The sequence below is a fragment of the Pseudomonas sp. C6002 genome (genome assembly GCF_013385805.1).
Taxonomy (GTDB): domain Bacteria; phylum Pseudomonadota; class Gammaproteobacteria; order Pseudomonadales; family Pseudomonadaceae; genus Aquipseudomonas.
The window spans coordinates 1-22,845 of record NZ_JACAPH010000043.1; the positions used below are offsets into that span (position 1 = coordinate 1).

Below are 22,845 nucleotides of genomic sequence, written 5' to 3' on the forward strand. Positions count from 1 at the left end.
CCAAAGCCGGAGTGAGGGCACACCGAGCCTAGGCGAGGTGCCGAGTGGTGGGGCAAGAGCGTTTTGCTTACTTTTGCGCTGTTCAAAAGTGAGCCGCTGTAAGAGCGGAACCATAAGTGGCCGTTACCTAAATAACGGATATACACCCAACCCCTGCGGGCTACTTCAAATTCCCACTCAAAAACTGCTGCAACCGCTCGCTCTTCGGATTACCCAGCACATCCTCCGGCGCACCCTGTTCCTCCACCAACCCCTTGTGCAAAAACAGCACCTGGCTTGACACCTTGCGCGCAAAGCTCATCTCATGGGTCACCATGATCATCGTCCGGCCTTCCTCAGCCAAACCCTGGATCACCTTCAACACCTCACCCACCAACTCCGGGTCCAGCGCCGAAGTCGGCTCGTCAAACAGCATCACCTCCGGCTCCATCGCCAGCGCCCTGGCAATCGCCACCCGCTGTTGCTGGCCACCCGACAAAAACGCCGGATATTGACCGGCCACCCGCGCCGGCAACCCCACCTTGTCCAGATACCGGCGAGCGCGATCCTCGGCGTCCTTCTTGCTGCAACCCAGCACCCGGCGCGGCGCCATGGTGATGTTCTCCAGCACACTCATGTGGCTCCACAGATTGAAATGCTGAAACACCATCGCCAACCGCGTACGCAGGCGCTGCAACTCAGCATCATCCGCCACGCGCATCCCATGGCGGTCACTGACCATGCGAATCTGCTGCCCATCCAGCGTCATGGCGCCGTCATTCGGCTGTTCAAGAAAATTGATACACCGCAAAAAGGTACTCTTGCCCGAGCCACTGGCGCCGATCAAGCTGATCACATCACCGGTCCTGGCCTTGAGCGAGACACCTTTGAGCACCTCATTGTCGCCATAGCTTTTATGCAGGCCTTCAACGGTCAATTTGTACATGGGGCGTGCATCCTCAAGGCGAAAGTAGGTAGCCGCTGCGATAGGCTTCAGTGCCTGCGACATGGGCAATGACCATCCCGGCAGTGGCCATGCGCCGCAGCGAACGAGCGTAAAGCAGCCCGGCATTGCGGCAATGCACTGGCGTTACGCGGTCGGAAATGGGGTCGATGATTTCGGCGATCAGTTGCCCGGCTTCCACGTATTCCCCAGGCAGCGCGCTGAATACCAGCAAGCCGCCCACGGGTGTGGCCACCGGCTCGACGCCCGCCAGCGGTGTGGCGGGGTAGGGCAATTCCGGCAGCGGTGCCGGCTCGCCGCTGATTGCGCCGAAGTGAATCAGGTAATCGATGATCGCCTGGCAGTCGAGGCTGGCCAGGCCGTGGTTGACGTCGCCCTGGCCGCGCAACTCGACGGTCACCGAAAAGCTGCCCATCGGGATCGGGAAGTGCTCGCCAAATCGTTGCTGCAATTGCCACCACACCAGCGTGAAGCATTCATCGAATGACTGCCCGCCGGAGTCGGTGGCCAACAGGCTGGCTTCCGAACCGATATAGCGCGCCAGCGGCTCCACCCGGGGCCACGCTTCGGGGGTGGTGTACAGGTGCGCCACGGCTTCGAAGTCGCAGTGCAGGTCCAGCACCATGTCGGCATCACACGCCAGTCGTTGCAGCACCAGGCGTTGGGATTCCAGTTGTGTGACGGGCGTTTGCGCCGCCAGGGCCATGGTCAGCGCATCGCGGATCAGTTCGACGTTGTGCGCAGGATCATCTCCCAGCAGGCCTTCGACTTGATTGCCAACCTCGTCGGACAGGTCGACAAACAGGCGGTTGAAGTTCTGCCCGCTTTCCAGCTCGTAGCGGCCCAGGGGGATGTCCATCAACACCTGTTCTAGGCCGGTCGGGTTGGCGATCGGCACCAGCACGATCTCGCTGCGCAGGCGGCCGGCCGCAGCCAGCTCCGCCAGGCGCGCCTTCAAGTGCCAGGCCACCAGCATGCCCGGCAATTCGTCGGCGTGCAGTGACGACTGGATGTAGACCTTGCCTTCGGCCTGCTCCGGCCCGAAGTGGAAACTGTGGATTTGTCGCTCCGTGCCCGGCACCGGCGCCACAAGTGGATGAATCTGATGACGCATGAAGGCTCCTTAGTGGCTGGGGCCGAGAAAGGCCAGCCAGCGACGCTCCGCCAGACGAAACAGACCGACCAGGGCAAAGGTCACGGTCAGGTAGATCAGCGCAGCGATACCGAATGATTGAAAGGTCATGTAGGTGGCCGAGTTGGCGTCCCGGGCGACTTTCAGGATATCCGGGATGGTCGCGGTGAAGGCCACCGTCGTCGAGTGCAGCATCAGGATCACTTCATTACTGTAGTACGGCAGCGAGCGGCGCAGGGCCGACGGCATGATCACGTAGGCATACAGCTTCCAGCCGCTGAGGCCGTAGGCTTTCGCCGCTTCGACTTCGCCGTGGGCCATGCTGCGGATCGCCCCGGCAAAAATCTCCGTGGTGTAGGCGCAGGTGTTGAGGGCGAAGGCGAGGATGGTGCAGTTCATCGCATCGCGAAAGAACGCATCCAGCACCGGCTGCGCGCGAACCGCCGCGATGCTGTAGATCCCGGTGTAGCAAATCAGCAGCTGGATATACAGCGGCGTGCCGCGAAACAGGTAGGTGTAGAACTGCACCGGCCAGCGCACCCAGCGATTGCGCGACACCCGCGCAATGGACAGCGGGATCGATACCAGGAAGCCGATGAAGATCGACGCGCTGAGCAGCCACATCGTCATGGCCAGCCCGGTGATGTGCTGGCCGTCGCTATAAAGGAAGGGGCGCCAGTATTGCTGGATAAGTTCGATCATCGCACTGCCTCCCGGGAGCCTGCGGAGTAGCGCCGTTCGAGGCGGCGCAGGACGAAGTTGGACGCGCTGGTGATCAACAGGTAGATAAACGCGGCGATCACCAGGAAATAGAACAGCTGATAAGTACTCTTGCCGGCATCCTGCGCGGCCTTGACCAAGTCGGCCAGGCCGATGATCGACACCAGTGCCGTGGCCTTGAGCATCACCATCCAGTTATTGCCGATGCCCGGCAGGGCGAAGCGCATCATCTGCGGGAAGGTCACGAAACGAAACCGCTGGCCACGCGTGAGGCCGTAGGCCGTGGCGGCCTCCAACTGGCCACGGGGCACGGCGAGGATCGCGCCGCGAAAGGTCTCGGTGAAATACGCACCGTAGATAAAGCCCAGGGTGATCACCCCGGCGCTGAATGGGTCGATCTCGATGTAGTCCCATTCCATAAAGTCGGTAAAGCTGGTCAGCCAGATTTGCAGGCTGTAGAAAATCAGCAGCATCAGCACCAGGTCGGGCACGCCGCGAATCAGGGTGGTGTAGATCTGCGCGGGAATCCGCAGGAACGGCAGGCTGGACAGTTTGGCAGTAGCCCCGAGCAGGCCCAGCAACACGCTGACGGCCAGGGAGAACACCGACAACTTGACGGTCATCCAGGTGCCTTGCAGCAACAGCGGGCCGAAACCCTTCAAGCTGAAGGCACTGAGCCCCAGGGTTTGCAAAAGATCTTCGAACATAAATCAGGACCTATGGCGATAAAAAAGCGCCCCTCCAGAGGAAGGGCGCCCCAGGCATTATTTGCCGCTGTACAGGTTCAGATCGCCAAAGTGTTTCTTCTGGATGGTGGCGTAGGTGCCATCATCGTGTAACGCTTTGATACCTTTATCCAACAAGGCCTTGAGGTCTTTGTTACCTTTTTTGATACCGACCGCAGTTTTGGACGGCAGCAGTGGATCGTCGATGGCCTTGCTGACTTCGTAGTCAGCACCGGCTGGCGACTTCAAAAAGCCCAGTTCGGCTTGCAGCATGTCCTGCACGGAAGCGTCCAGGCGGCCGGAAGTCAGGTCGGCGTACACCTGGTCCTGGTTGGCGTAGGCCTTGGTGGTGACACCGGCCTTGTCCAATACGGCCTTGGCGTAGGCTTCCTGGATGGTGCCTTGCTCGTAGCCCACGGTTTTACCCTTCAGGGACTCAGGCGTGGAGAAGTTCGCGCCCTTTTTGAACACCAGGGAAGTTGGGCCGGAGAACAGCTCGTTGGAGAAGTCGATCGCCTTTTCACGGGCTTCGGTCACGGTCATCGAGGAAATCACGCCGTCAAACTTGTTGGCGTTGAGGCCTGGAATCATGCCGTCGAAATCACTTTCGACCCACTTGCACTTGACCTTCAGCTCGGCACAGATGGCATTGCCCAGGTCGATATCGAAGCCCACCAGGCTGCCGTCAGCGGCTTTAGACTCAAATGGCGCGTAGGACGGATCGACACCAAAACGCAATTCCTTGTATTCCTTGGCCAGCGCGGAACCGGCGGCCATGCACAGAGCCAGTGCAGAAAGGGTCAGCAATGCTTTTTTCATTATGTAATCCCTGGAAACCAAGATAAGCGCTTGTGGCGCGGTTAGGACTGTTACTGAACGGTGTCAGACCGGACTCAAGTAGCAATTTCTGCACCATAGTTCCGAATGGTCGTTTTAAAAGGTGAGATTAAGGAGTTGTGCCAGTAGGAAATGCCCGAAAATGGGCATTGATCAATCTATGCATTATTTTGGGGCGTGTGAGGTTTTCAAATGTGGGAGCGGGCTTGCTCGCGAATGCGGTGGATCAGTCGGTACATGTATTGACTGACACACCGCATTCGCGAGCAAGCCCGCTCCCACATTGATCGGTGGCGTTGGTGAGAGACGTGTCAGGCCAGTAAATCCTGCAGGGTCGCCAGGTTGTCGGCTTCCTCGACGGCCTTGTCCTGGCGCCAGCGCAACATCCTCGGGAAACGCACCGCAATTCCGCTCTTGTGCCGCTTGGACAGGGCAATCCCTTCAAAACCCAGTTCAAACACCATGCTCGGCGTGACGCTGCTCACTGGGCCGAATTTCTCCACGGTGGTCTTGCGTACGATGGCGTCGACCTTGCGCATTTCCTCATCGGTCAGCCCGGAATACGCCTTGGCGAACGGGACCAACGTACGCTCAGTACCGGGCGGGCCGTCCCACACCGCAAAGGTGTAGTCGCTGTACAGGCTGGCGCGCCGGCCATGGCCGCGCTGGGCATAGATCAGCACGGCATCGACACTGAACGGGTCGACTTTCCACTTCCACCACACGCCCATGTCCTTGGTCCGGCCCACGCCGTAGAGCCCGTCCCGGGCCTTGAGCATCATGCCTTCCACGCCCAGGCTGCGGGACGCCTCACGCTGCTCTGCCAAGTCTTGCCAGCTATCGCCGATCAGCACTGGCGACGTGCGCAACGTTGGCTGGTCGCAGTCGCTGACCACCAGCTCCAGTTGCGCCCGGCGTTCGGCCTGGGTGTGGTTGCGCCAGTCTTCGCCGTGGTGTTCCAGCAGGTCATAAGCCAGCACGGCGACCGGCGCGTCTTCGAGGATTTTCTTGCCCAGGGTCTTGCGGCCAATGCGCTGTTGCAGCAGGGCGAAGGGTTGCACCGAGTCCTTCCACACCACGATTTCGCCGTCGATCACCGTGCCATCGGGCAGGCTGTTTTCCAGGTCATGAAGCTCCGGAAAGCGCTCGGTGACCAGTTCTTCGCCCCGAGACCAGACCCACAAGCGGCCTTCGCGCTTGACCAGTTGTGCGCGGATACCGTCCCACTTCCATTCCACTTGCCAGTCAGCAGGGGAGCCGAGCAAGGCATCGAACTGTTCCACCGGCTGGGCCAGGCCATGGGCCAGGAAAAACGGATAAGGCTGCCCGCCACGCTGGGCGTGTTCGTCGGACGATTCGGCGGCAATCAGCTTCAAATAGCCTTCGGCCGTCGGACGGTTCGACAGGTCGGTGTAGCCCACCAGCCGCTGGGCCACGCGTTTGCTGTCCAGCCCGGCCATGGCGGCCAGGGCGCGGGTGACCAGCAACTTCGACACACCGACCCGGAAGCTGCCGGTGATCAGCTTGATGCAGAGCATCAGGCTCGGCTGATCCAGCTGTGCCCACAACGCGGGCAGGCGTTCTGCCAGTTCTTCTGGCGGCAGGCCACGCAAGGGCAGGAGTTTTTCTTCCAGCCACACGGCCAGACCATCGTCCGAGGTGTGGGGCGATTCCGGTAACAGCAGGGAAATGGTTTCCGCCAGGTCCCCTACCGACTGATAACTCTCTTCGAACAGCCACGGCTCAATGCTCGCGGCTTCGGTGGCCATGTCCCGCAGCAACCGGGTGGGCACCAGTTGTCGGGGCCGGCCGCCGGATAAAAAGTACACCGCCCACGCAGCATCTTCCGCGGGCGCCTGTAGGAAATAAGCCTGCAAGGCGGCGAGCTTGGCGTTGCTGGAGGTGGTGGCGTCGAGGTTGGCGTACAGCTCGGCGAAGGCTTTCATGACGTGGCCTCCTCTTCGTCATCGCCGTATTCGGTGGTGAATCCCTGGGCATCCAGGCCCTTTTCCCGCAGGTGCCTGACCAATACGCCCACAGAACCGTGGGTGACCATTACCCGCTCGGCACCGGTTTGCTCAATGGCCCATAACAGTCCGGGCCAATCGGCGTGGTCCGAGAGCACAAAGCCGCGATCCACGCCGCGCCGCCGCCGGGTTCCGCGCAGGCGCATCCAGCCGCTGGCGAAGGCGTCACTGTAGTCGCCGAAGCGGCGCATCCAGGTGCTGCCACCGGCGGAGGGCGGGGCGATGATCAGGGCCTGGCGCAACAAAGGGTCGGTCTTTTTGAAGTCGCCGGCGTAGAGGGTTTCAGGGATATAGATGCCAGCTTCGCGGTACACCCGATTCAAGGGTTCGACCGCGCCATGGCTGAGGATCGGGCCGATGCTGGCGTCGATGCCGTGGAGAATCCGCTGGGCTTTGCCGAAGGAATAACAGAACAACACGCTCGCCTTGCCGGCGGCGATATTGGCCTGCCACCAGTCGTTGATCCCGGCAAAAATCTGCGCCTGGGGCTGCCAGCGGTAGATCGGCAGGCCGAAGGTCGATTCGGTGATAAACGTATGGCAGCGCACCGGTTCGAACGGCGCGCAGGTGCCGTCGGGCTCGACTTTATAGTCGCCGGAGGCGACCCAGACTTCACCCTGGTATTCCAGGCGCACCTGGGCGGAGCCGAGGACATGGCCGGCGGGGTGGAAACTCAAGGTGACGCCGTGGTGGCGCAGGCTTTCGCCGTAGGCCAGGGTTTGCAGGTTGATGTCCTGGCCGAGGCGCGAGCGCAGGATGCCTTCGCCGGGGGCTGCGGCCAGGTAGTGTTGGTTGCCGGTGCGGGCGTGGTCGCCGTGGGCGTGGGTGATGACCGAACGTTCCACCGGGCGCCAGGGGTCGATGTAGAAATCCCCGGCGGGGCAGTAGAGGCCTTCGGGCCGGGCGATAACAAGGTCCATGGGCGTGCCGTGGAGGTGGGCTTGTTAATTATGAGGCGGGGGCGGGTGGAGAAGTTCTATCGGAATGCATGCAATCAAATGTGGGAGCTGGCTTGCTCGCGAATGCGGTGTGTCAGTCAATAGATCTGGTGACTGATCCGCCGCTTTCGCGAGCAAGCCCGCTCCCACATTTTGATCCGGTTGAGTCAGGGAAACCGGGTTACTTGCCCGGCACCAGCGTCAACCGCGTCTTCCCGTACACCCCGTCAAAGTTCTGTGGCTGCATCGGGAAGCTCAGGTATTGCGCCTTCAGCCACGGGTCGATGCCATTGGCATAGTTCGGGCTGGCCGGGTTGCCGGATTGGCCGATGCCGCTTTGGCCCATCATCGGTTCCGCCAGGCCGAAGTCGACAATCATCCGCAGCGCCGGCACCTGGGTCGTGTCGAAACTCTGGCCCCAGCTATACGGTGCGCTGTTCAGGGTGTTGTGATCGCCGCCCGCGGCCAGTGGGCCGCGAATGGCCTGGCCGCTGGTGTTCTTCCAGGTGTAGCTGTGCAGTTTGCCCCACTGCCAGGCCTTGTGATCGGCGCCCAGCGCGCTGTCGCCTGCGGTGATCGCGGCGGCCAGGCTGCGGGCGAGGATCGCCGGCTTGTCGGTTTTCTGCCCGGTGCGGGCGTCATTCCAGAACGGGCTGTCTTCGCGCCCCAGCAGGTGGTCGGCCACCGCCGAGTACGACAGGTTGGCGTTACCGATGAAGGCTTTCCAGGTGGCGCTGTTTTCCGGACCGAGTTCGTCGAGGAAAATCTGCTTGGCGCTTTCCTGCAGGAACAACTCATAAATCGCCGCGTCGGCGGAGGTGGATGCCAGCCGACCGTCGAAGGCCATCAGGCGGCCCAGTGCTTCCCGCGCCTTGGCCTGGTCTGCCACCGGCAATCCATCGATCGCCTGTTTCAGCGGCTGGGCCATGCCCGGCGCCTGGAACATGCTCTTGAGCTTGGCGGCAAACGTGGTGGTCTGGTCGTACTGCATGGCAATCATGCTGCGGCTGTCATGCTTGCCGCTGCCGGCCAGTTGCGCGATACGTTCGGCGCGTTCCGGCGCGGCCCACGAGTTGGACAGTTGCATGCCGTAGCCACGGGGAATGGTGCGCTGGTTGGCCGTGCCGATCCAACCCTGGGCCGGGTCCTGATCGTAGGGGTGCAGCATCGCGTCGGCGTAGCCATCCCAGTCGAAACGCCCGTCCCAGCCCGGCGATGGCACCAGGCCTTCGCCTTCACGGCGGTTGGGGAACCGCCCGGTCACTTGCCAGCCAATGCTGCTGGCGTCGGCGAAGACCATGTTCAAGGCAATTGCGCGAATTTCCCGGGTGGCGTCAGACGCTTTACCGGCGGTTTGCGCACGGGACAGGTCGAAGAACGCGTCCAGGCTCTTGTCGTCCTTGAAATCGGCGGTTTGCAACGCCAGGCCGTAGCCGCTGGTCAGCGACTGGGCACTGTTGAGCAGCGGCCCGTGGCGGGTTTCGTACACCGCTTCGCGAATCGGCCGCTGGCCCTTGGCGAAGTAGGTTTCATTGCGCACGATGGCGGGCAGCCATTTGCCGTTGTTTTCGTAGTACAGCGCGTTGCCCTGGCGCTTGACCTTCTCCAGGAATACGTCCTGGGTGTCACCCGAGACCTGGCTCATGCTCCAGGCCACCTTGCCGTTGAAGCCGGAAAGCAGGGTTGGCAAACCGGCGATGGACACACCGGCGGCCTGGTATTTCGGCGAGCGGATCTGCACGTAGTTCCACAGCGACGGGGCCTGCATCGAGGTCGACAGGTCATTGGCCAGCAGGCTCTTGTTGCTGCGGCTGCGCTGCGGGCCGATCGCCCAGTTGCTGGAGCTGGACGTGCCCAGGGTGTTGAGGGTGCCGAGGTGCTCGCTGAGGCTGGTCAGCGCAGCGAGGCCCGGGATCTGGCCCAGGTTGATGCCCTTGAGCTTGTCGGACTCGGCCACTGGCAGCGGTTCATCCGGGTAGCTCGGGGTCAGCCAGGCGAGTTTGTCGGCACCGACTTTTTGCGCGAGCACCAATGACGACAGCTCTTCCTGCAAGTTGGTCGACTCGCTGAAATTCAGCAGGCAGAACAGCAGCGCCGAATCTTCCGGCTTCCAGTATTCAGGCTTGTAGCCAGTCTGGGCCAGGTCTGGCGGCAGCTTGTCGCGGTAGCGGAACAGGTAGGCGTTGACCCCGCGTGCATACACTTCAAAGAAGCGCTTGAGGCGCGGCGACGAGGCGTTATACAGCTCGCCGGCGCTTTTGCGCAGGTTGACCGCCCGCATGAAACGGTCGACATCCAGCACATCCGGCCCGGACATTTCCGCCAGGCGGCCCTGGGCCAGCAGGCGCAGGGTGACCATCTGGGTGATGCGGTCGCTGGCGTGCACGTAGCCCAGGGTGAACAGCGCATCGTGGAAGGTGCTGCTTTCAATCAGCGGGATGCCCTGGCTGTTGCGGCGCACCGAAACGTTCTGCGCCAGGCCCTTGATCGGCTGTACGCCGGAAACCGGAGGCAGGGTGTCTTGGGTGCTCTGTAACTGGCAACCGGCCAGGCCCAAGGCACTGGCAATTGCCGCGGCAACGCCGAACCGGGGAAGAAAGTGTGAGAGGGCTGGCGAGGCCATGGCAAAGCTCCTGCGGGGGGTAGCGTCAGTAAAGGCGCTACGTTAGTGAGCGCGGCGAAACGACGCAAGCGGGAGGCGATGCTTATTTCAGGATTTGCGTAAGGTTTCTAGTCGGGCACAAATCAGTGTGGGAGCGGGCTTGCTCGCGAATGCGGTGTATCAGCTAAAAGAGTTGTGGCTGATCCACCGCATTCGCGAGCAAGCCCGCTCCCACACTTTGATCCCGTTGACCTTCAGGATTTTGGCGGATTGACCTTCTGCACCAGCTCATAGGCACGCACCGTCGCCGGGCGTTGCTTGATGTGGTTGAACCAGCGTTCTACATGTGGGAAGTCTTCCAGCTTCTGGCTCTGCCACTTGTGGGAAACGATCCACGGGTAGATCGCCATGTCGGCAATGCTGTATTCCTCGCCGGCCACGAACGTGCGGTCGGCCAGGCGCCGCTCCAGCACGCCATACAGGCGGGCGGTCTCATCCACATAGCGTTTGATCGCGTAGGGAATCTTTTCCGGGGCGAACTGGCTGAAGTGGTGATTTTGGCCGGCCATCGGCCCCAGGCCACCCATTTGCCAGAACAGCCATTGCAGCGCTTCCTGACGACCACGCAGGTCCTGGGGAATGAACTTGCCGGTTTTTTCCGCGAGGTACAGCAGGATTGCGCCGGATTCGAACAGGGAAATCGGCGCGCCGCCGTCGGTCGGGTTCTGATCGACGATGGCCGGGATGCGGTTATTGGGGGCGATCTTCAGGAAGTCGGGCTTGAACTGGTCGCCCTGGCCGATGTTGATCGGGTGCACCTCGTAAGGCAGGCCGGCTTCTTCCAGGAACAACGACACTTTGTGACCGTTGGGGGTGGTCCAGTAATACAGGTCGATCATGAAGCTCTCCAAGGGTGGTGACGCTTGAGCGAATGCCTGTAGGTATAGGTAATGTTAGGGTGACGAAAATTCAATGAAACATTTGGGTCTATCGATATGGAAATTCGTGCGGGCGCAGCGTTGATTCTGATTGACCAGCAAAAAGGCATTCACCATCCCAGGCTGGGACGGCGCAATAATCCGCACGCCGAGGCGCGCATGCTGGCGTTGCTGGCGCATTGGCGGCGCGAAGGCTGGCCGGTGATTCATGTGCAGCATCTGTCCCATTCACCGGAATCGGTGTTCTGGCCGCAGCAGTCGGGGGTGGAGTTTCAGGACGCGTTTATTCCGCAGGCGGGTGAGCAGTTGATCCAGAAACGGGTGCCGGACGCATTTTGTGGGACGGGGCTGGAAGCGAGGTTGCGTGAGGCCGGGCTTCGGCAAGTGGTGCTGGTGGGCGTGGCCACCCATAACTCGGTGGAGGCCACGGCCCGCAGTGCCGGCAACCTGGGGTTTGAGACGTGGGTTATCGAAGATGCCTGCTACACCTTCGACAAGGCGGACTTTTTCGGGCAGATGCATTCGGCGCAGGCGGTACATGCCATGTCGTTGGGCAACCTGCACGGCGAGTACGCCACCGTCATCTCTTCAGAAACCCTCCTCCCGTAGGGGGTCAGGTTACGGCGCCGTCCACCAACACCTGCAACGTTTGTTGTGAGCATCGCTCGATGCGTACCCGCACACCATAGACTTCGGCAAACAGCGCCGTATCCAGCACGTCATCCGCCGCGCCACTGGCGTACAGCCGGCCCTGGCGCAGCACCGCGATATGGTCGGCATAGCGCGCCGCGAGGTTGATGTCGTGCAGCACCACCACGGCGATCAGGTTGTGTTCCCGCACCAGTTCGCGCACGCAATCCATGACCTTCAACTGGTAGTTCAAGTCCAGCGCACTGGTGGGTTCATCCAGCAGCATCACCTGTGGCCGGCGCGCAATCAGTTGCGCCAGGCTGACCAGTTGCCGCTGGCCGCCGGATAACGTGCTCAATAGCTGATCCGCCAGATGAGCGATGCCAATCCTTTGCAACGCATCAAAGGCCTCGCGCATGCACGCGTCGCTTGAAAGCGCAATGCTCTCGACGTTCGCCACCCGCAGCGCCGCGATCACGCTTTCCATCACACTCAGGCTCAAGCCCGGCGGAAGGTTTTGCGGCATATAGGTCACGCGCCGGGCGCGTTCACCGACGGACATTTTCGTCAGGTCCAGGTCACCCAATCTGACAACGCCCTGCATCTTTTCCAGCCCCGCCACCGCCCGCAGCAACGTCGACTTGCCCGCACCGTTCGGCCCGATCAACGCGGTCAGGCTGCCGTGGGCCAAGGTTGGCAAACTCAGGTCATGCACAATCTGGCGCCGGCCATAGCTGACCTGGGCGTTCTGAATCGACAGCCCGCTGCTCATAACTGCCTCCCGCGCTTGAACACCAGCAACACGAAAATCGGCACGCCCACCAGCGCGGTGACGATACCCACGGGTACGATCACCCCGGGCATGATCAGCTTGCTGGCGATGGATGACAGCGACAACAGTAACGCGCCGACAAGCGCGCTGGCCGGCAGCAGGAAGCGCTGGTCTTCACCCACCAGAATCCGCGCGATGTGCGGACCCACCAGGCCGATAAATCCGATGGTTCCCACAAACGCCACGGCGGTGGCCGACAGCAGGCTGATACGCAACAACGAGAAAAACCGCAGGCGCTTCACATCGACACCGAAGCTTTGCGCGCGGTCTTCGCCCATGCGCAACAGGGTCAGGCGTGGCGCGGCCGCGAAGGAAAAGGGCATGACCACGGCGACCACCAACGCGAGGATGCCGAGCTTGTCCCAGTTGGCCCGGGTCACGCTGCCCAGGGTCCAGAACACCAGTTGTTGCAGCACATCTTCGGTGGCGACCAGTTGCAACAGGGCGACCACCGCGTTGCAACTGAACACCAGGGCAATCCCGAACAGCACCAGGCTTTCCACCCCGGCACCGCGCAGGCGCGACATGGCTTGCAGCAAAAAGACCGAAGCGGCGGCAAACACAAAGGCCGAAATGGAAATCGCCGTATTGGCCGACACCCACAGCGTCGTCACCGGAAACACAATCACCAGGGACGCGCCCAACGCCGCCGCCGAGGAAACCCCCAGGGTGAATGGACTGGCGAGCGGGTTGTTAAGGATCGCCTGCATCTCGGCGCCCGCCAGCGACAGCGCGCAACCGACCAACACCGCCATCAAGGCGTAGGGCAGGCGCACGTTCCAGATGATCACCTGGTCGGTGGCGCTCAGGTGGGCGGGGTGCAGCAAGCCATCGAGCAGGGCGCCAAGGCCCATGCCCGACGGGCCGCTGGCCAGGTCCACGAGGATCGCGCACATCAGCGCGCCACCCAGCAGGGCCAGCAGCCAGCAACGACGCGCGAGCAGGCGGCGATAGCCTTGGGTGGCGGTGGCGAGGTCGAGGGTTTGAGTGGTCATTGGATTCGCAGCCTTGAAAACGACGAAAATCCCTGCCGGTACACGGTCAGTGTGGGAGCTGGCTTGCCTGCGATGGCGATGGTGAATCCAACACCGCTATCGCAGGCAAGCCAGCTCCCACAGGAACCGTGTCCAGGCAGGGAATGGGTTGTGAGCCTTAGTTACTTGGCCTTGCCATCAATCCAGTAAGCACCCTGCAGCGGCATGCCGAGGAACTGTTGGTTCATCGCTTCCATGGTCGCCTTGGGATCCAGCTTGGCGAACAATTCCGGATGCACCCACTTGGCCAGCGCTTCAATCGCCAGCAGGTTGTACGGCGAGTTGTAGAAGTCATGCCACAGACCGTGGGAATTGCCCTCACGAATCGCCCGAAGGTTCACAAACTCAGGGCGGGCCAGCACGGCGTCAAACGCGGCACGCGCGTCTTCGTTGCTCTCGCCAGCACCCAGAATCAACCCGGGCTTGTGATTGCCGGTGGCCACATACACATCCGGGTCAGCCTTCAGCGCGTACTCGACACTGATATCTCCCAGCGCCCCCGGCACCACGTCGGCGGCGATGTTGCGCCCGCCCACCAGCTTGATCACTTCACCCATGCCGCTCTTGCCAGTGGTGTGCCCCGGTGCCTGCCAGGCGCCGGCCAGCAATTCCAGGAACACGCTCGGGCGCGGCCCGGCCGGCAAGGTGGCGACGGCGTCGGTGATCACCTTGATGTGCTGGTCATAAAAGTCGAGGAACGCCTTGGCCTGGGTTTCCCGGCCCAGGGCCTGGCCCAGGGCGGTCATGCTGGCGTGGGTGCCTTGCACCGGGTTGATGCGGAAGTCGACGAACAACACTGCAATGCCCGCCTTGGCCAACACGTCCGCCACCGGGCTGTGTTCAGTCGGGCCATGGCCGGAAATGCTGAACACCGCCAGGTCCGGTTTCAGCGAAAGAATTTCCTCGGCGCTGACGCTTTGCTCCGACGCCTGGCCAATCAGCGGAATGTCTTTTACCGTCGGAAATTTCGCCACGTAGGCGTTATAGGTGTGGGCGTCCAACAGTTTCAAGTCATTCTGCCAGCCGACAATCCGTTGGAATGGCGCGTCCTTGTCCAGCAAGGCAAAGGCCGAAATCAGCCGGCCTTCGCCGAGCACCACGCGCTGCACGTGGTCTGGCACCTCGACCTTGCGGCCCAGCACGTCGGTGACTTCATGGGCGGCGGCGGTTTCGGCGTGGCCGAGGATCAGCACGGCAAACAGCGCGCCCAGCTTGAGGAAGTTGCGGGGTTTCAGCATGGCGAGAACTCCAGGTGAAGGCGGCGCATCAGACATCGCTCCAGCGCCGCAAAAGGTTGTGATAGGCGCCGCTCAGTTGCAGCAGCGCGTGGTCGTCGGCGTGTTGCGCGGTGAGGCGTTGAATCGCCACGTCCATGTCCAGCAGCAGTTGGCGCTGGCCGTCTTCGCGCACCAGGCTTTCGACCCAGAAGAAACTGGCGATGCGCTCGCCGCGGGTGACCGGGTTGATCTTGTGCAAACTGCTGCCGGGATAAATCAGCAGGTGCCCGGCGGGCAGCTTCACCGCGTGCTCGCCGAAGGTGTCGCGGATCACCAGTTCGCCGCCGTCGTAGCTGGCCGGATCAGCCAGGAACAAGGTGGCGGAGATGTCGGTGCGCACCCGTTCGCGCACACCCTTGAGGCCGCGAATCGCATTGTCGATATGCCAGTCGAAGGCTTCGCCGCCGCTGTAGCGGTTGAACAGCGGCGGGTAGATTTTCTTCGGCAGGGCGGCGGACATGAACAGCGCGTTGTCCGACAGCCGCGACAGAATCTGCTCACCCAGGCGAATCGCTACCGGCGCGTCTTCCGACAGCTGCCGGTTGTTTTTCGCCATGGCCGAGCGTTGCCCGGCAGTGACCTTGCCGTCGACCCACGGTTGATCGAGCAGGGTGGCGACGGCCACCGCGACTTCTTCGGCACTCAACAGGCCGGGGATTTCGATCAGCACGGCTTAAAACTCATAGTCGACACTGGCGGTGAGCGTGCGCCCGGCGCCCGGAATGCCGTAGAGCTGGAAGCCGTCCAGGGACGCGCCGATCTGGCTGTAGTAGAACTTGTTAAACACGTTGTTCAGGTTGAGGTTGACCGTGGTTTGCCTGGTCACTTTGTATTGCGCAGCCACGTTGTTGAGCCAGTAGCCGGGCGCCTTTTCGTGGTCGCGGGTGTAGATCGCGTACACGCCGGACGGGCCGGTGGCGTAGCTGCTGTTGTTGTTCAGGCCGCCGACGTATTTGTTGTCGCTGTAGCGGCGGCGTCCTACGTATTGCGCGCCGTAACTCAGGCTCAGGTCGTCGGTGACGGCGTAGGTGGTCCACAGGTTGGCGGTCAGGTCGGGAACGTTCTTGGCTTCCTCGCCTTTGTTGGCCCCTTTGGTCTGGGTGCTTTTCAGCGCGGAGAACCCGCTGTACACCGTCCAGCGCGGGCTGATATTGCCTTGCAGGCCCAGTTCCACACCGTCTACGCGCTTGGCGGGGAGGGCGCGTACCGGAGCGCTTTCGCCGTCCTGGTATTCCCAGGAGTTGTCCAGTTCGGTGCGGAAGATCGCGGCGGTGACGTTCAGCAGGTCGTGGGCAATGTCCCACTTGGTGCCGATCTCGTAGGTCTTCGACTTGGCCGGGGTGTAGTTGCTGGTGCTCGCGGCGCCGTAGATCTGGTTGTTGGTCGACGCACCCAGGGCTGACGGTTGTGCCGCTTCGCTGTAGGACACGTAGATGCTGCCGTTAGGCAACGGCTTGTACACCGCGCCGACCCGGCCGCTCACGGCACCGTCGGTGCTGTCGATGGACGCTTGGCCACGCTGGGTGGTTTTGGCCTGCCAGTTGTCGTAGCGCAGGGAGCCGAGCACTTGCCACTGTTCATTCAGGGTGATGGTGTCACCCAGGTAGATGCCGGCGTTGTCGATCACTGAGCGTGGCTGGCCTTCACCCTTGGTCACTTCGCTGCTGGCGAAGCTGTGGTTCGGGTCGTTCATGTCGAAGAACAGGTCGCCGGCTGGCACTTCGGCGTTGCGTTTCAGGCCGCCGTAGGTCTCGTGATAGAACTCGAGCCCGCTGACCACCGCGTGTTCCAGCCCGCCGGTATTGAGTTTGAAGGCGAAGTCGGTCTGGTTGTCGAGGATGGTGTAGCGCGTCGACTGGCCGAAGTCGCTCCCTCGCAAAATACCGTAGGCGGTGTTACCGCTGTTGGCGTATCCCGGGTAGGCATTTACCGTGCTGCCGGGCACTTGGCTGATCGGTCCTACGCCGGTGTAGCCCAAGGTCGCACAGCGCGTGCCGGTGCAGGTTTTTTGGCCATTGCCGTTGGCGGCGAAGAAGCGCGCGGGCGAGAGCACCGCGAAGTTGTCGGTACGCTCCCACTTGGTCTGGTTCTTCAGGGTCGCTTCGTTCCAGTCGAAATCATGCTCGAAGCGGGTGGTCAGCGAAGTGGTTTTGGTCTGCTGGGTGTACAGGTGCGAGTCGCCATACCAGTTGGAGCGCTTGACTCCCGGCATGCGGTCGCCGTCGGTGCCGCGCTGGATCGGCACACCGCCGTCCGGCGTGTTGTCGTCCTTCTGGTAGAAGGTGTCGATAAACAGGCGGGTGTCGGTGCCCAGGCCGAAGCCGAGGGAGGTCGCGATGCCCCAGCGGTCGTAGTCCACGTCGTCACGCTCGGCCACCTGGTTGTAGTGCTTCATCAGGTTGATGCGCAGGGCGGTGGTGTCATTCAGTTGTTGGTTGAAATCGCCGGTGAGGCGGCGGTAGCTGTCGGTGCCGATGCCGGCCGAGAGTTTGTTGGCATCCCCCAGGTGCGCCTCTTTACTCACCAGGTTGACGCTGCCGCCTACCGCGGAAACGCCGGATTCGATCGAGCCGGTGCCCTTGAACACTTCTGCCTGTTGCAGGTTGAAGGTGTCGGTGCGGGTCGATTGGCCGGCATCGCGCACACCGTCGACGGTCAGGCTCTGCTCCGAGGAAAACCCGCGAATCGAAAACAGGTCGCCCCAGCCCAGGTTGCCTTCGCCGGACATGAAGGTGATGCCCGGCACGTTGCGCAACACTTCCTGCAAGGTCTGCGCGTTTTGCTCCTTGAGCACTTGCTGCGGGACGATGGTTACGCTTTGCGGGGCATCAAGCAGCGGCTGGCTGATTTTTGCCGAGGTCACCCGGTCGACTTTAAAGGTGGAAGTGGCTTCACCGTCGATCTTGATTTCCGGCAGGCTCAGCACTGAATCATTCGACGCCGCCACCGGCGCATCGGCCCAGGCGGTGGGAGAAACGCTGCCGGCGGCAAGCAGGCCGAACATCGGCGCAAGGGTAGATTGCAGCGACAGGGCGCGCGGGGTAGGCAATGGCATTCGGAGTGACCTAGGCTAAATTACAATTAATCTCATTTAGATTCGGTAGTCTAAAGACCGATACCGGCCGCCATGCCGTGGCTTTGTAATGTGGATGCGTGATTACCGCTTCCCACAACATTCCATTACATTTGCGCGTACTCCTGGCTGAAGTTTCGGCTATCTCCTGCCTTTTGAGTTTCGGACGAATTGCCCCATGGCCAAGCAAGACCACCTGCTGATCGTTGATGACGACCCGCAAATCCGCCAATTGCTGTGCGACTACCTGAGTGACGCCGGCTTCCAGGTGTCCACCGCCGGCGACGGCAAGGAAATGCGCCGCCGCCTGGCGCTGAATGTCATCGACCTGATCGTCCTCGACCTGATGTTGCCCGGCGAAGACGGCCTGAGTTTGTGCCGCGAATTGCGCGTCAGCTCCAATACGCCGGTGATCATGCTCACCGCCAAGGGCACGCTGATCGACCGGATCGTCGGCCTGGAAATCGGCGCCGACGATTACCTGCCCAAGCCGTTCGACCCGCGGGAGTTGCTGGTGCGGATCAAGGTGGTGCTGCGCCGGGTGCAGAGTTTTCCGGACCGGGCGCGGCTCGATGAAGCACCGAGCATCAGCTTTGCCGGCTGGCAGCTGGACACCCGGGCCCGCCAATTGCTTTCGCCGGAAGGCGTGGTGGTCAGCCTCGGCAACTCCGATTACCGGGTGTTGCGCCTGTTGTTGCAGCATCCCAACCGGCCGCTGAGCCGCGACTTTTTGCTCAACCACGTGTTCGACAAAGACAGCACGCCGTTCGACCGCTCGATTGATGTGTGCGTCAGCCGACTGCGCTCGCAGTTGCCGGCCGGGTTGATCAAGACCGTGCGCAACGAGGGTTACATGCTCACCGCCGACGACGTGGCGCTGCAATCGTGAAACTGCTGCCGCGTTCGCTGTTCGGCCGGCTGGTGCTGATCCTGGTCAGCGGCATGCTCGCGGCCCAGGCCCTGACCAGCAGCATCTGGTACGACATGCGCCACGGCCAGGTGCTGGAAATCCCCAGCCGGCTGATCGCCACGCGGCTGGCGGACGTGGTGCGGCTGGTACACAGCGATCCGGCGCAGGCGGATCTGCTGATCAAGCTGCTCGATACGCCGCGCTTTCGCCTGACCCTGAGTGACCAGGCCAGTGATGTGACAAGCAGCATCAGCGACAGCGACCAGGCCACCGAGCGCTTGCTGAATAAAGTGCTCTCGGAGAAAACCGGCTACACCCAGAACCTGCATCTGTTGAGCCTCAAGTTGCTGGATGCCGAGGGCCAGCATGCCGGGCTGTCGACTCTGCTCAGCTCCAGGCCTGTGGTGGGGCAATTCCTGATTGACCTGCGTTTGCCGGACGGGCGCTGGCTGCAGGTGCAGGCCACCGAGGAACAAGGCTGGACCAGTACTTCGCCGATGGACTTGCTGTTCGATTACGTGATGCGCATTTATCTGCTGCGGGTATTGGTGCTGGTGATCATTGCCCTGGTGGCGGTGCGCCTGGCCATTCGCCCGCTCAACGCCCTGGCCAAGGCTGCCGAAGCCTTGGGCCGGGACATCCAGCGGCCACCGCTGGCCCTCGATGGGCCCACCGAAGTGCGCCGCGCCGCCCAGGCGTTCAACGCCATGCAGCAGCGGCTGATCGCCAACATCGCCGAGCGCACGCGCTTCCTGGCGGCGATTTCCCACGACCTGCGCTCGCCCATTACGCGCCTGCGGTTACGTACGGAAATGCTCGACGACAACCGCACCAAGGAACGTTTTCGCAGCGACCTGGAAGAAATGGAGCACATGGTTTCCAGCACCCTGGACTTCGTCAGCAGCGGCGAAATCAACGAGAAGCGCCAGAACATCGACATCAACGCCTTGCTGCAAAGCTTGCAGGCGGACCTGCAGGACGTGGGCGAGACGGTGACGATAGAAGGGCGGGCCAAACAGCCATTGCCGGGGTATGCCCGCAGTCTCAAGCGTTGTGTGCAGAACCTGCTGGAGAACGCGGTGCGTTATGGCTCCGAGGTGGTGGTGCGGGTAGAGGACAAGGCGGACAGCTTGAAGATTGTCATCAGCGACCGTGGGCCGGGGATTCCCCAGGAACAACTGGAACAGGTGATGGAGCCGTTTTACCGGGTGGAAGGCTCACGCAATGTGGAAACCGGTGGTTACGGGCTGGGGCTGAGTATCGCGCATACGATCGCCAGTGCCCATGACGGGCGGTTGGGCTTGAGCAATCGGGAGGGTGGGGGATTGGAGGTGGTGTTGGAGTTTCAGCGCAAATCCTGGCCTTGAAATACAGGCTAAATGTGGGAGCGGGCTTGCTCGCGAAAGCGGTGTATCAGTAACAGAGAGGTTGACTGACACTGCGCTTTCGCGAGCAAGCCCGCTCCCACATTTGGATGTGCAGTGTTTCGAGAATCGGGTTTCTTAACTCAAGCCCCGTGGCACTTCTTGAATTTCTTCTCGCTGCCGCACGGGCAAGGATCGTTACGACCCACGTCCTTCAACGTATTGCGCACCGGCTCCTGGTGAGCGTGGCCGCAGTTCGGGCCGTGGACATGGCCGTGGTCGTGATCATGATGATCGTGATCGTGGTTGCAGTCGGGACCATGGACATGGGGTTGCTGAGTCATCGATGTCGCTCCGGAATAAAATCGCCGGGGATTATCTCGCCATTGCGCAACACCTGCACGTCGTTCCCGATAAATAAACCGGTTTTCAACTCGCCTTCAAGACGATAGGGCACGGGATCGCGCGGATTTTTCAGCATGTCGACCACATCGCGGATCTGCGGCCACAGGTTGGTGCGCACCGATACCCGGAAAAAAGCGTGGCTGTGGGGTGGCACGGTCAGCCATTCGTTGGACTCGCCTTCGGTCAGCACCATCGTGCCGAGGCTGACCTTGTAAACCAGGCCGCGTACGGTCAGGTCGTTGTCGTCGCGGTTATCCACGCGGAAATACAGCTTGAACTTCTGCTCCAGCAACTTGACCCGCACGGGGTCGACCTTGACCAGACGCACCTCGGGGGCGGGCGTATCGTCGGCGAACCACGACGCGCAGCCGGAGAGCCCCAGCATCAATGCCAGCAGAAGGCTGTAAGTCCTGAATACCCGCGCCTGAGAAACCATGCCGTTACTCCGTGTGAAGAGTCAGCATAGCAAGCGAGAGCCTGTCGGGTATCAATGAATGTCAGAGGTAGCCGGAACAGCACTTCTTGAATTTCTGCCCGCTGCCACACACGCAGGCGTCATTACGCCCGGCCTTCACGTCCACTGTTGGGTCGATAAAGTACCAGTGCTCATTGTTCTGTACGAAAGATGAGCGCTCGCGGTGGCTGTGTTCGCCGGTGCTGTCATGCCAGCGAGCGGTAAAGGTCACGAAGGCGTGTTCCGGCTGGCCGCCGAACACCTCGGAGCTTTCCACTGAAAGGCCCAGCCAGGTGCTTTGGGCGCTCCAGGCGCCGATGGCGGCGGTGTCCAGCCCGGCTTGCTGCGCAGGCAGGGTGGTTGCCACCAGGTAGTCCACCAGGCCCAGCACATAGGCGCTGTAGCGCGAACGCATCAACGCTTCGGCGCAGGGGGCCGGGTGGCCGGCGTGATAATGACCGCAGCAGGCATCCAGCAGGTTGCCGCTGCCGCAGGGGCAAATGGATGTACTCATCGGGTTACCACCAATACTTTCCAAAGTTTTGCGGGTTGGCCCAGAAGCGGGCGTTCAGCCAATCCGGCACCTGTTTATAGTCAAGCAGATCATAGGTAAACAGCGTCAAAACCTGATCGTCGCGCTGGAAACGCTCGCTGGCTTGCAGGGCCAGGGAGAAGAAATCGGTGTCTTTCCAGTGGCAGGCCTCCAGGTCCACCAGCACCGCAATGCGGCTGGCATTGAGGTTGCGGATGCCCCCCAGCAGGGTCAGGCCCGCAGGTTTTGACAGGTGTTCCAGGCAACCGACCGCCAGTGCCAGGTCAAAACGCTGGGCCGCGAGGTCGGTGGGCAAGGGGCCGGGCTCGGCGAAGGACACCACGGTATCCGGGTGTGCTTCCTTAAAGGCATCCAGCGCCGGGAACTGGCTGGCGCCCAATAACAGCAGGCGTTTGGGCGCGTGAAGATCAAGCAGCGCAGCGAGCGCTTGCTGGGGTGTACGGGAAGAAATACCGGCAGTCATCGAAGATCCTCACATCAGGACCGTAGAGACTAGCCTGCCTGAGCGTGCGGGCCTAGAGCGGGCGGCGAGAATAAACCGCTCGGCCCAATGAATACTGGGGTGTGACACGCTGGCGCAGATGAAAAGAGCCGTCTTTACTCCACTCGTCGGCCCCCGCCGATCCCCTCAGGAGAAAGTCAGATGAGCATCATGCGGACAGCTCTACCCTTGGTTCTGCTAACCGGAGTATTGACAGGTTGCGCAGGCTTGCAAAAAACCGACTGGCCCACCTGTGCCGCCGTCGGCGGTGTGACCGGTGCTGCCATTGGTGCGACCCAAAGCTCGTCCTATGCAGGCTACGGCGCACTGCTGATTGGCGGCATGGCTGGCGCCTATTGCTGGGTGCATGGCGACGGTGACGAGGACGGCGATGGCGTACCGGACAGCCGCGACAAGTGCCCTGGCACGCCAAAAGGCGTGCAGGTCGACGCCAATGGCTGCCCTCCGGTGCCGGTAGCGGTGGTTCAAGAGGAAGTGGTGGTGGTCAAGGAAGAAACCATCGTGATTCGTGACGTGCACTTCGAGTTCGACTCCGCGAAGCTCACCGCTGCCGACAAAACCAAGCTCGACGTGATTGCCACCCGCCTGAAAAAAGAGGCCCCGAGTGCGCAGCTGCGCGTCAGCGGGCATACCGACAGTGTCGGTAAAGATGCCTACAACCAGAAACTCTCTGAACGACGCGCTCATTCGGTGACCGACTACCTGGTCAGTTCCGGCATCCCGCGCAGCAGTTTTGTCTCCGTGACCGGCGCCGGCGAAAGCCACCCCGTAGCCGATAACAAAACCGCTGATGGCCGCGCGCTGAACCGCCGCGTGGAAATCCAGATCAACCGCTGACCCCGCCTCAAGGCCCCTGCGGAATCCCCAGGGGCCCCTTCATCAATTTTTTAATCCTTCACTGGCACAACGCCTGTAGAAGTCGTTACTGTGCGCCCAAAGAATAATGTGC

At 61.7% G+C, this 22,845-nt stretch carries 22 protein-coding genes; 4 read left to right on the forward strand and 18 right to left on the reverse strand.

The features are described from left to right. Positions 1-160 precede the first annotated feature (160 nt). The 9 genes from HX817_RS28320 to HX817_RS28360 form a co-directional block, all read right to left on the reverse strand. Positions 161-925 (reverse strand): ABC transporter ATP-binding protein, encoded by a 765-nt coding sequence (locus HX817_RS28320; protein ID WP_008432141.1) that lies wholly within the window; start codon positions 923-925, stop codon positions 161-163. A gap of 13 nt (positions 926-938) precedes the next feature. Further along, on the reverse strand, positions 939-2,057 hold the full coding sequence (locus HX817_RS28325; RefSeq protein WP_177041953.1) for a succinylglutamate desuccinylase/aspartoacylase family protein: 1,119 nt from the start codon (positions 2,055-2,057) through the stop codon (positions 939-941). Between the two features lie 9 nt (positions 2,058-2,066). Then, positions 2,067-2,777 (reverse strand): ABC transporter permease, encoded by a 711-nt coding sequence (locus HX817_RS28330; RefSeq protein ID WP_003209532.1) that lies wholly within the window; start codon positions 2,775-2,777, stop codon positions 2,067-2,069. Continuing rightward, on the reverse strand, positions 2,774-3,502 hold the full coding sequence (locus HX817_RS28335) for an ABC transporter permease (protein WP_008432134.1): 729 nt from the start codon (positions 3,500-3,502) through the stop codon (positions 2,774-2,776). The genes HX817_RS28330 and HX817_RS28335 overlap by 4 nt, the downstream gene beginning before the upstream one ends. Positions 3,503-3,559: 57 nt before the next feature. Further along, positions 3,560-4,339 (reverse strand): transporter substrate-binding domain-containing protein, encoded by a 780-nt coding sequence (locus HX817_RS28340; protein ID WP_134325838.1) that lies wholly within the window; start codon positions 4,337-4,339, stop codon positions 3,560-3,562. 329 nt (positions 4,340-4,668) lie between these two features. Beyond that, complete coding sequence (locus HX817_RS28345) at positions 4,669-6,303, reverse strand: ATP-dependent DNA ligase (protein ID WP_008432132.1); 1,635 nt, start codon at positions 6,301-6,303, stop codon at positions 4,669-4,671. Then, on the reverse strand, positions 6,300-7,304 hold the full coding sequence (locus tag HX817_RS28350) for a ligase-associated DNA damage response exonuclease (protein ID WP_003213671.1): 1,005 nt from the start codon (positions 7,302-7,304) through the stop codon (positions 6,300-6,302). The genes HX817_RS28345 and HX817_RS28350 overlap by 4 nt, the downstream gene beginning before the upstream one ends. A 199-nt stretch (positions 7,305-7,503) precedes the next feature. After that, positions 7,504-9,945 (reverse strand): penicillin acylase family protein, encoded by a 2,442-nt coding sequence (locus tag HX817_RS28355; RefSeq protein ID WP_003213673.1) that lies wholly within the window; start codon positions 9,943-9,945, stop codon positions 7,504-7,506. 233 nt (positions 9,946-10,178) lie between these two features. Further along, positions 10,179-10,823 carry a glutathione binding-like protein gene (locus HX817_RS28360; RefSeq protein ID WP_177041955.1) on the reverse strand — a complete coding sequence of 215 codons (645 nt, stop codon included), beginning with the start codon at positions 10,821-10,823 and terminating at the stop codon, positions 10,179-10,181. A gap of 96 nt (positions 10,824-10,919) precedes the next feature. Between HX817_RS28360 and HX817_RS28365 the strand changes: the two genes are divergently transcribed. Next, the gene (locus tag HX817_RS28365) at positions 10,920-11,471 is read left to right on the forward strand and encodes a cysteine hydrolase family protein (RefSeq protein WP_003213677.1); all 552 of its coding nucleotides are present in this window, start codon (positions 10,920-10,922) and stop codon (positions 11,469-11,471) included. Positions 11,472-11,475: 4 nt separating this feature from the next. On the opposite strand, the gene HX817_RS28370 is transcribed toward HX817_RS28365, so the two are convergent. The 5 genes from HX817_RS28370 to HX817_RS28390 all read right to left on the reverse strand — a co-directional run bounded on the left by HX817_RS28370 (position 11,476) and on the right by HX817_RS28390 (position 17,690). Further along, positions 11,476-12,264: an ABC transporter ATP-binding protein gene (locus HX817_RS28370; RefSeq protein WP_177041957.1), complete on the reverse strand. Its 789-nt coding sequence runs from the start codon at positions 12,262-12,264 to the stop codon at positions 11,476-11,478. Next, positions 12,261-13,319 (reverse strand): iron ABC transporter permease, encoded by a 1,059-nt coding sequence (locus tag HX817_RS28375; RefSeq protein WP_177041959.1) that lies wholly within the window; start codon positions 13,317-13,319, stop codon positions 12,261-12,263. The genes HX817_RS28370 and HX817_RS28375 overlap by 4 nt, the downstream gene beginning before the upstream one ends. Positions 13,320-13,480: 161 nt before the next feature. Further along, on the reverse strand, positions 13,481-14,596 hold the full coding sequence (locus tag HX817_RS28380) for an ABC transporter substrate-binding protein (RefSeq protein WP_177041961.1): 1,116 nt from the start codon (positions 14,594-14,596) through the stop codon (positions 13,481-13,483). 28 nt (positions 14,597-14,624) lie between these two features. After that, complete coding sequence (locus tag HX817_RS28385; RefSeq protein ID WP_177041963.1) at positions 14,625-15,305, reverse strand: Fe2+-dependent dioxygenase; 681 nt, start codon at positions 15,303-15,305, stop codon at positions 14,625-14,627. A gap of 3 nt (positions 15,306-15,308) precedes the next feature. Further along, complete coding sequence (locus tag HX817_RS28390) at positions 15,309-17,690, reverse strand: TonB-dependent siderophore receptor (RefSeq protein WP_177021284.1); 2,382 nt, start codon at positions 17,688-17,690, stop codon at positions 15,309-15,311. Between the two features lie 196 nt (positions 17,691-17,886). On the opposite strand from HX817_RS28390, the gene HX817_RS28395 reads away from it, so the two are divergent. Continuing rightward, positions 17,887-18,597 (forward strand): response regulator, encoded by a 711-nt coding sequence (locus tag HX817_RS28395; protein ID WP_003213692.1) that lies wholly within the window; start codon positions 17,887-17,889, stop codon positions 18,595-18,597. After that, a complete protein-coding gene (locus HX817_RS28400; RefSeq protein WP_177041965.1) occupies positions 18,594-19,985 on the forward strand; it encodes an ATP-binding protein in 1,392 nt (463 codons plus the stop codon). The genes HX817_RS28395 and HX817_RS28400 overlap by 4 nt, the downstream gene beginning before the upstream one ends. A 140-nt stretch (positions 19,986-20,125) precedes the next feature. Here the strand turns inward: HX817_RS28400 and HX817_RS28405 are convergent, their stop codons facing one another. From HX817_RS28405 to HX817_RS28420, 4 genes are all read right to left on the reverse strand, one after another. After that, a complete protein-coding gene (locus tag HX817_RS28405; protein ID WP_003213695.1) occupies positions 20,126-20,326 on the reverse strand; it encodes an SEC-C metal-binding domain-containing protein in 201 nt (66 codons plus the stop codon). Then, positions 20,323-20,823, reverse strand: a complete 501-nt coding sequence (locus HX817_RS28410) for an LEA type 2 family protein (RefSeq protein WP_003213697.1) — start codon at positions 20,821-20,823, stop codon at positions 20,323-20,325. The genes HX817_RS28405 and HX817_RS28410 overlap by 4 nt, the downstream gene beginning before the upstream one ends. A 61-nt stretch (positions 20,824-20,884) precedes the next feature. After that, positions 20,885-21,355, reverse strand: a complete 471-nt coding sequence (locus HX817_RS28415; protein WP_003213699.1) for a YchJ family protein — start codon at positions 21,353-21,355, stop codon at positions 20,885-20,887. A gap of 4 nt (positions 21,356-21,359) precedes the next feature. After that, complete coding sequence (locus HX817_RS28420; protein WP_008432105.1) at positions 21,360-21,857, reverse strand: DUF6231 family protein; 498 nt, start codon at positions 21,855-21,857, stop codon at positions 21,360-21,362. A 180-nt stretch (positions 21,858-22,037) separates the two neighbouring features. Here HX817_RS28420 and HX817_RS28425 point away from each other — a divergent pair, with 180 nt between their 5' ends. Then, positions 22,038-22,733 (forward strand): OmpA family protein, encoded by a 696-nt coding sequence (locus HX817_RS28425; RefSeq protein ID WP_008432103.1) that lies wholly within the window; start codon positions 22,038-22,040, stop codon positions 22,731-22,733. The last annotated feature ends 112 nt before the right edge of the window (positions 22,734-22,845 follow it).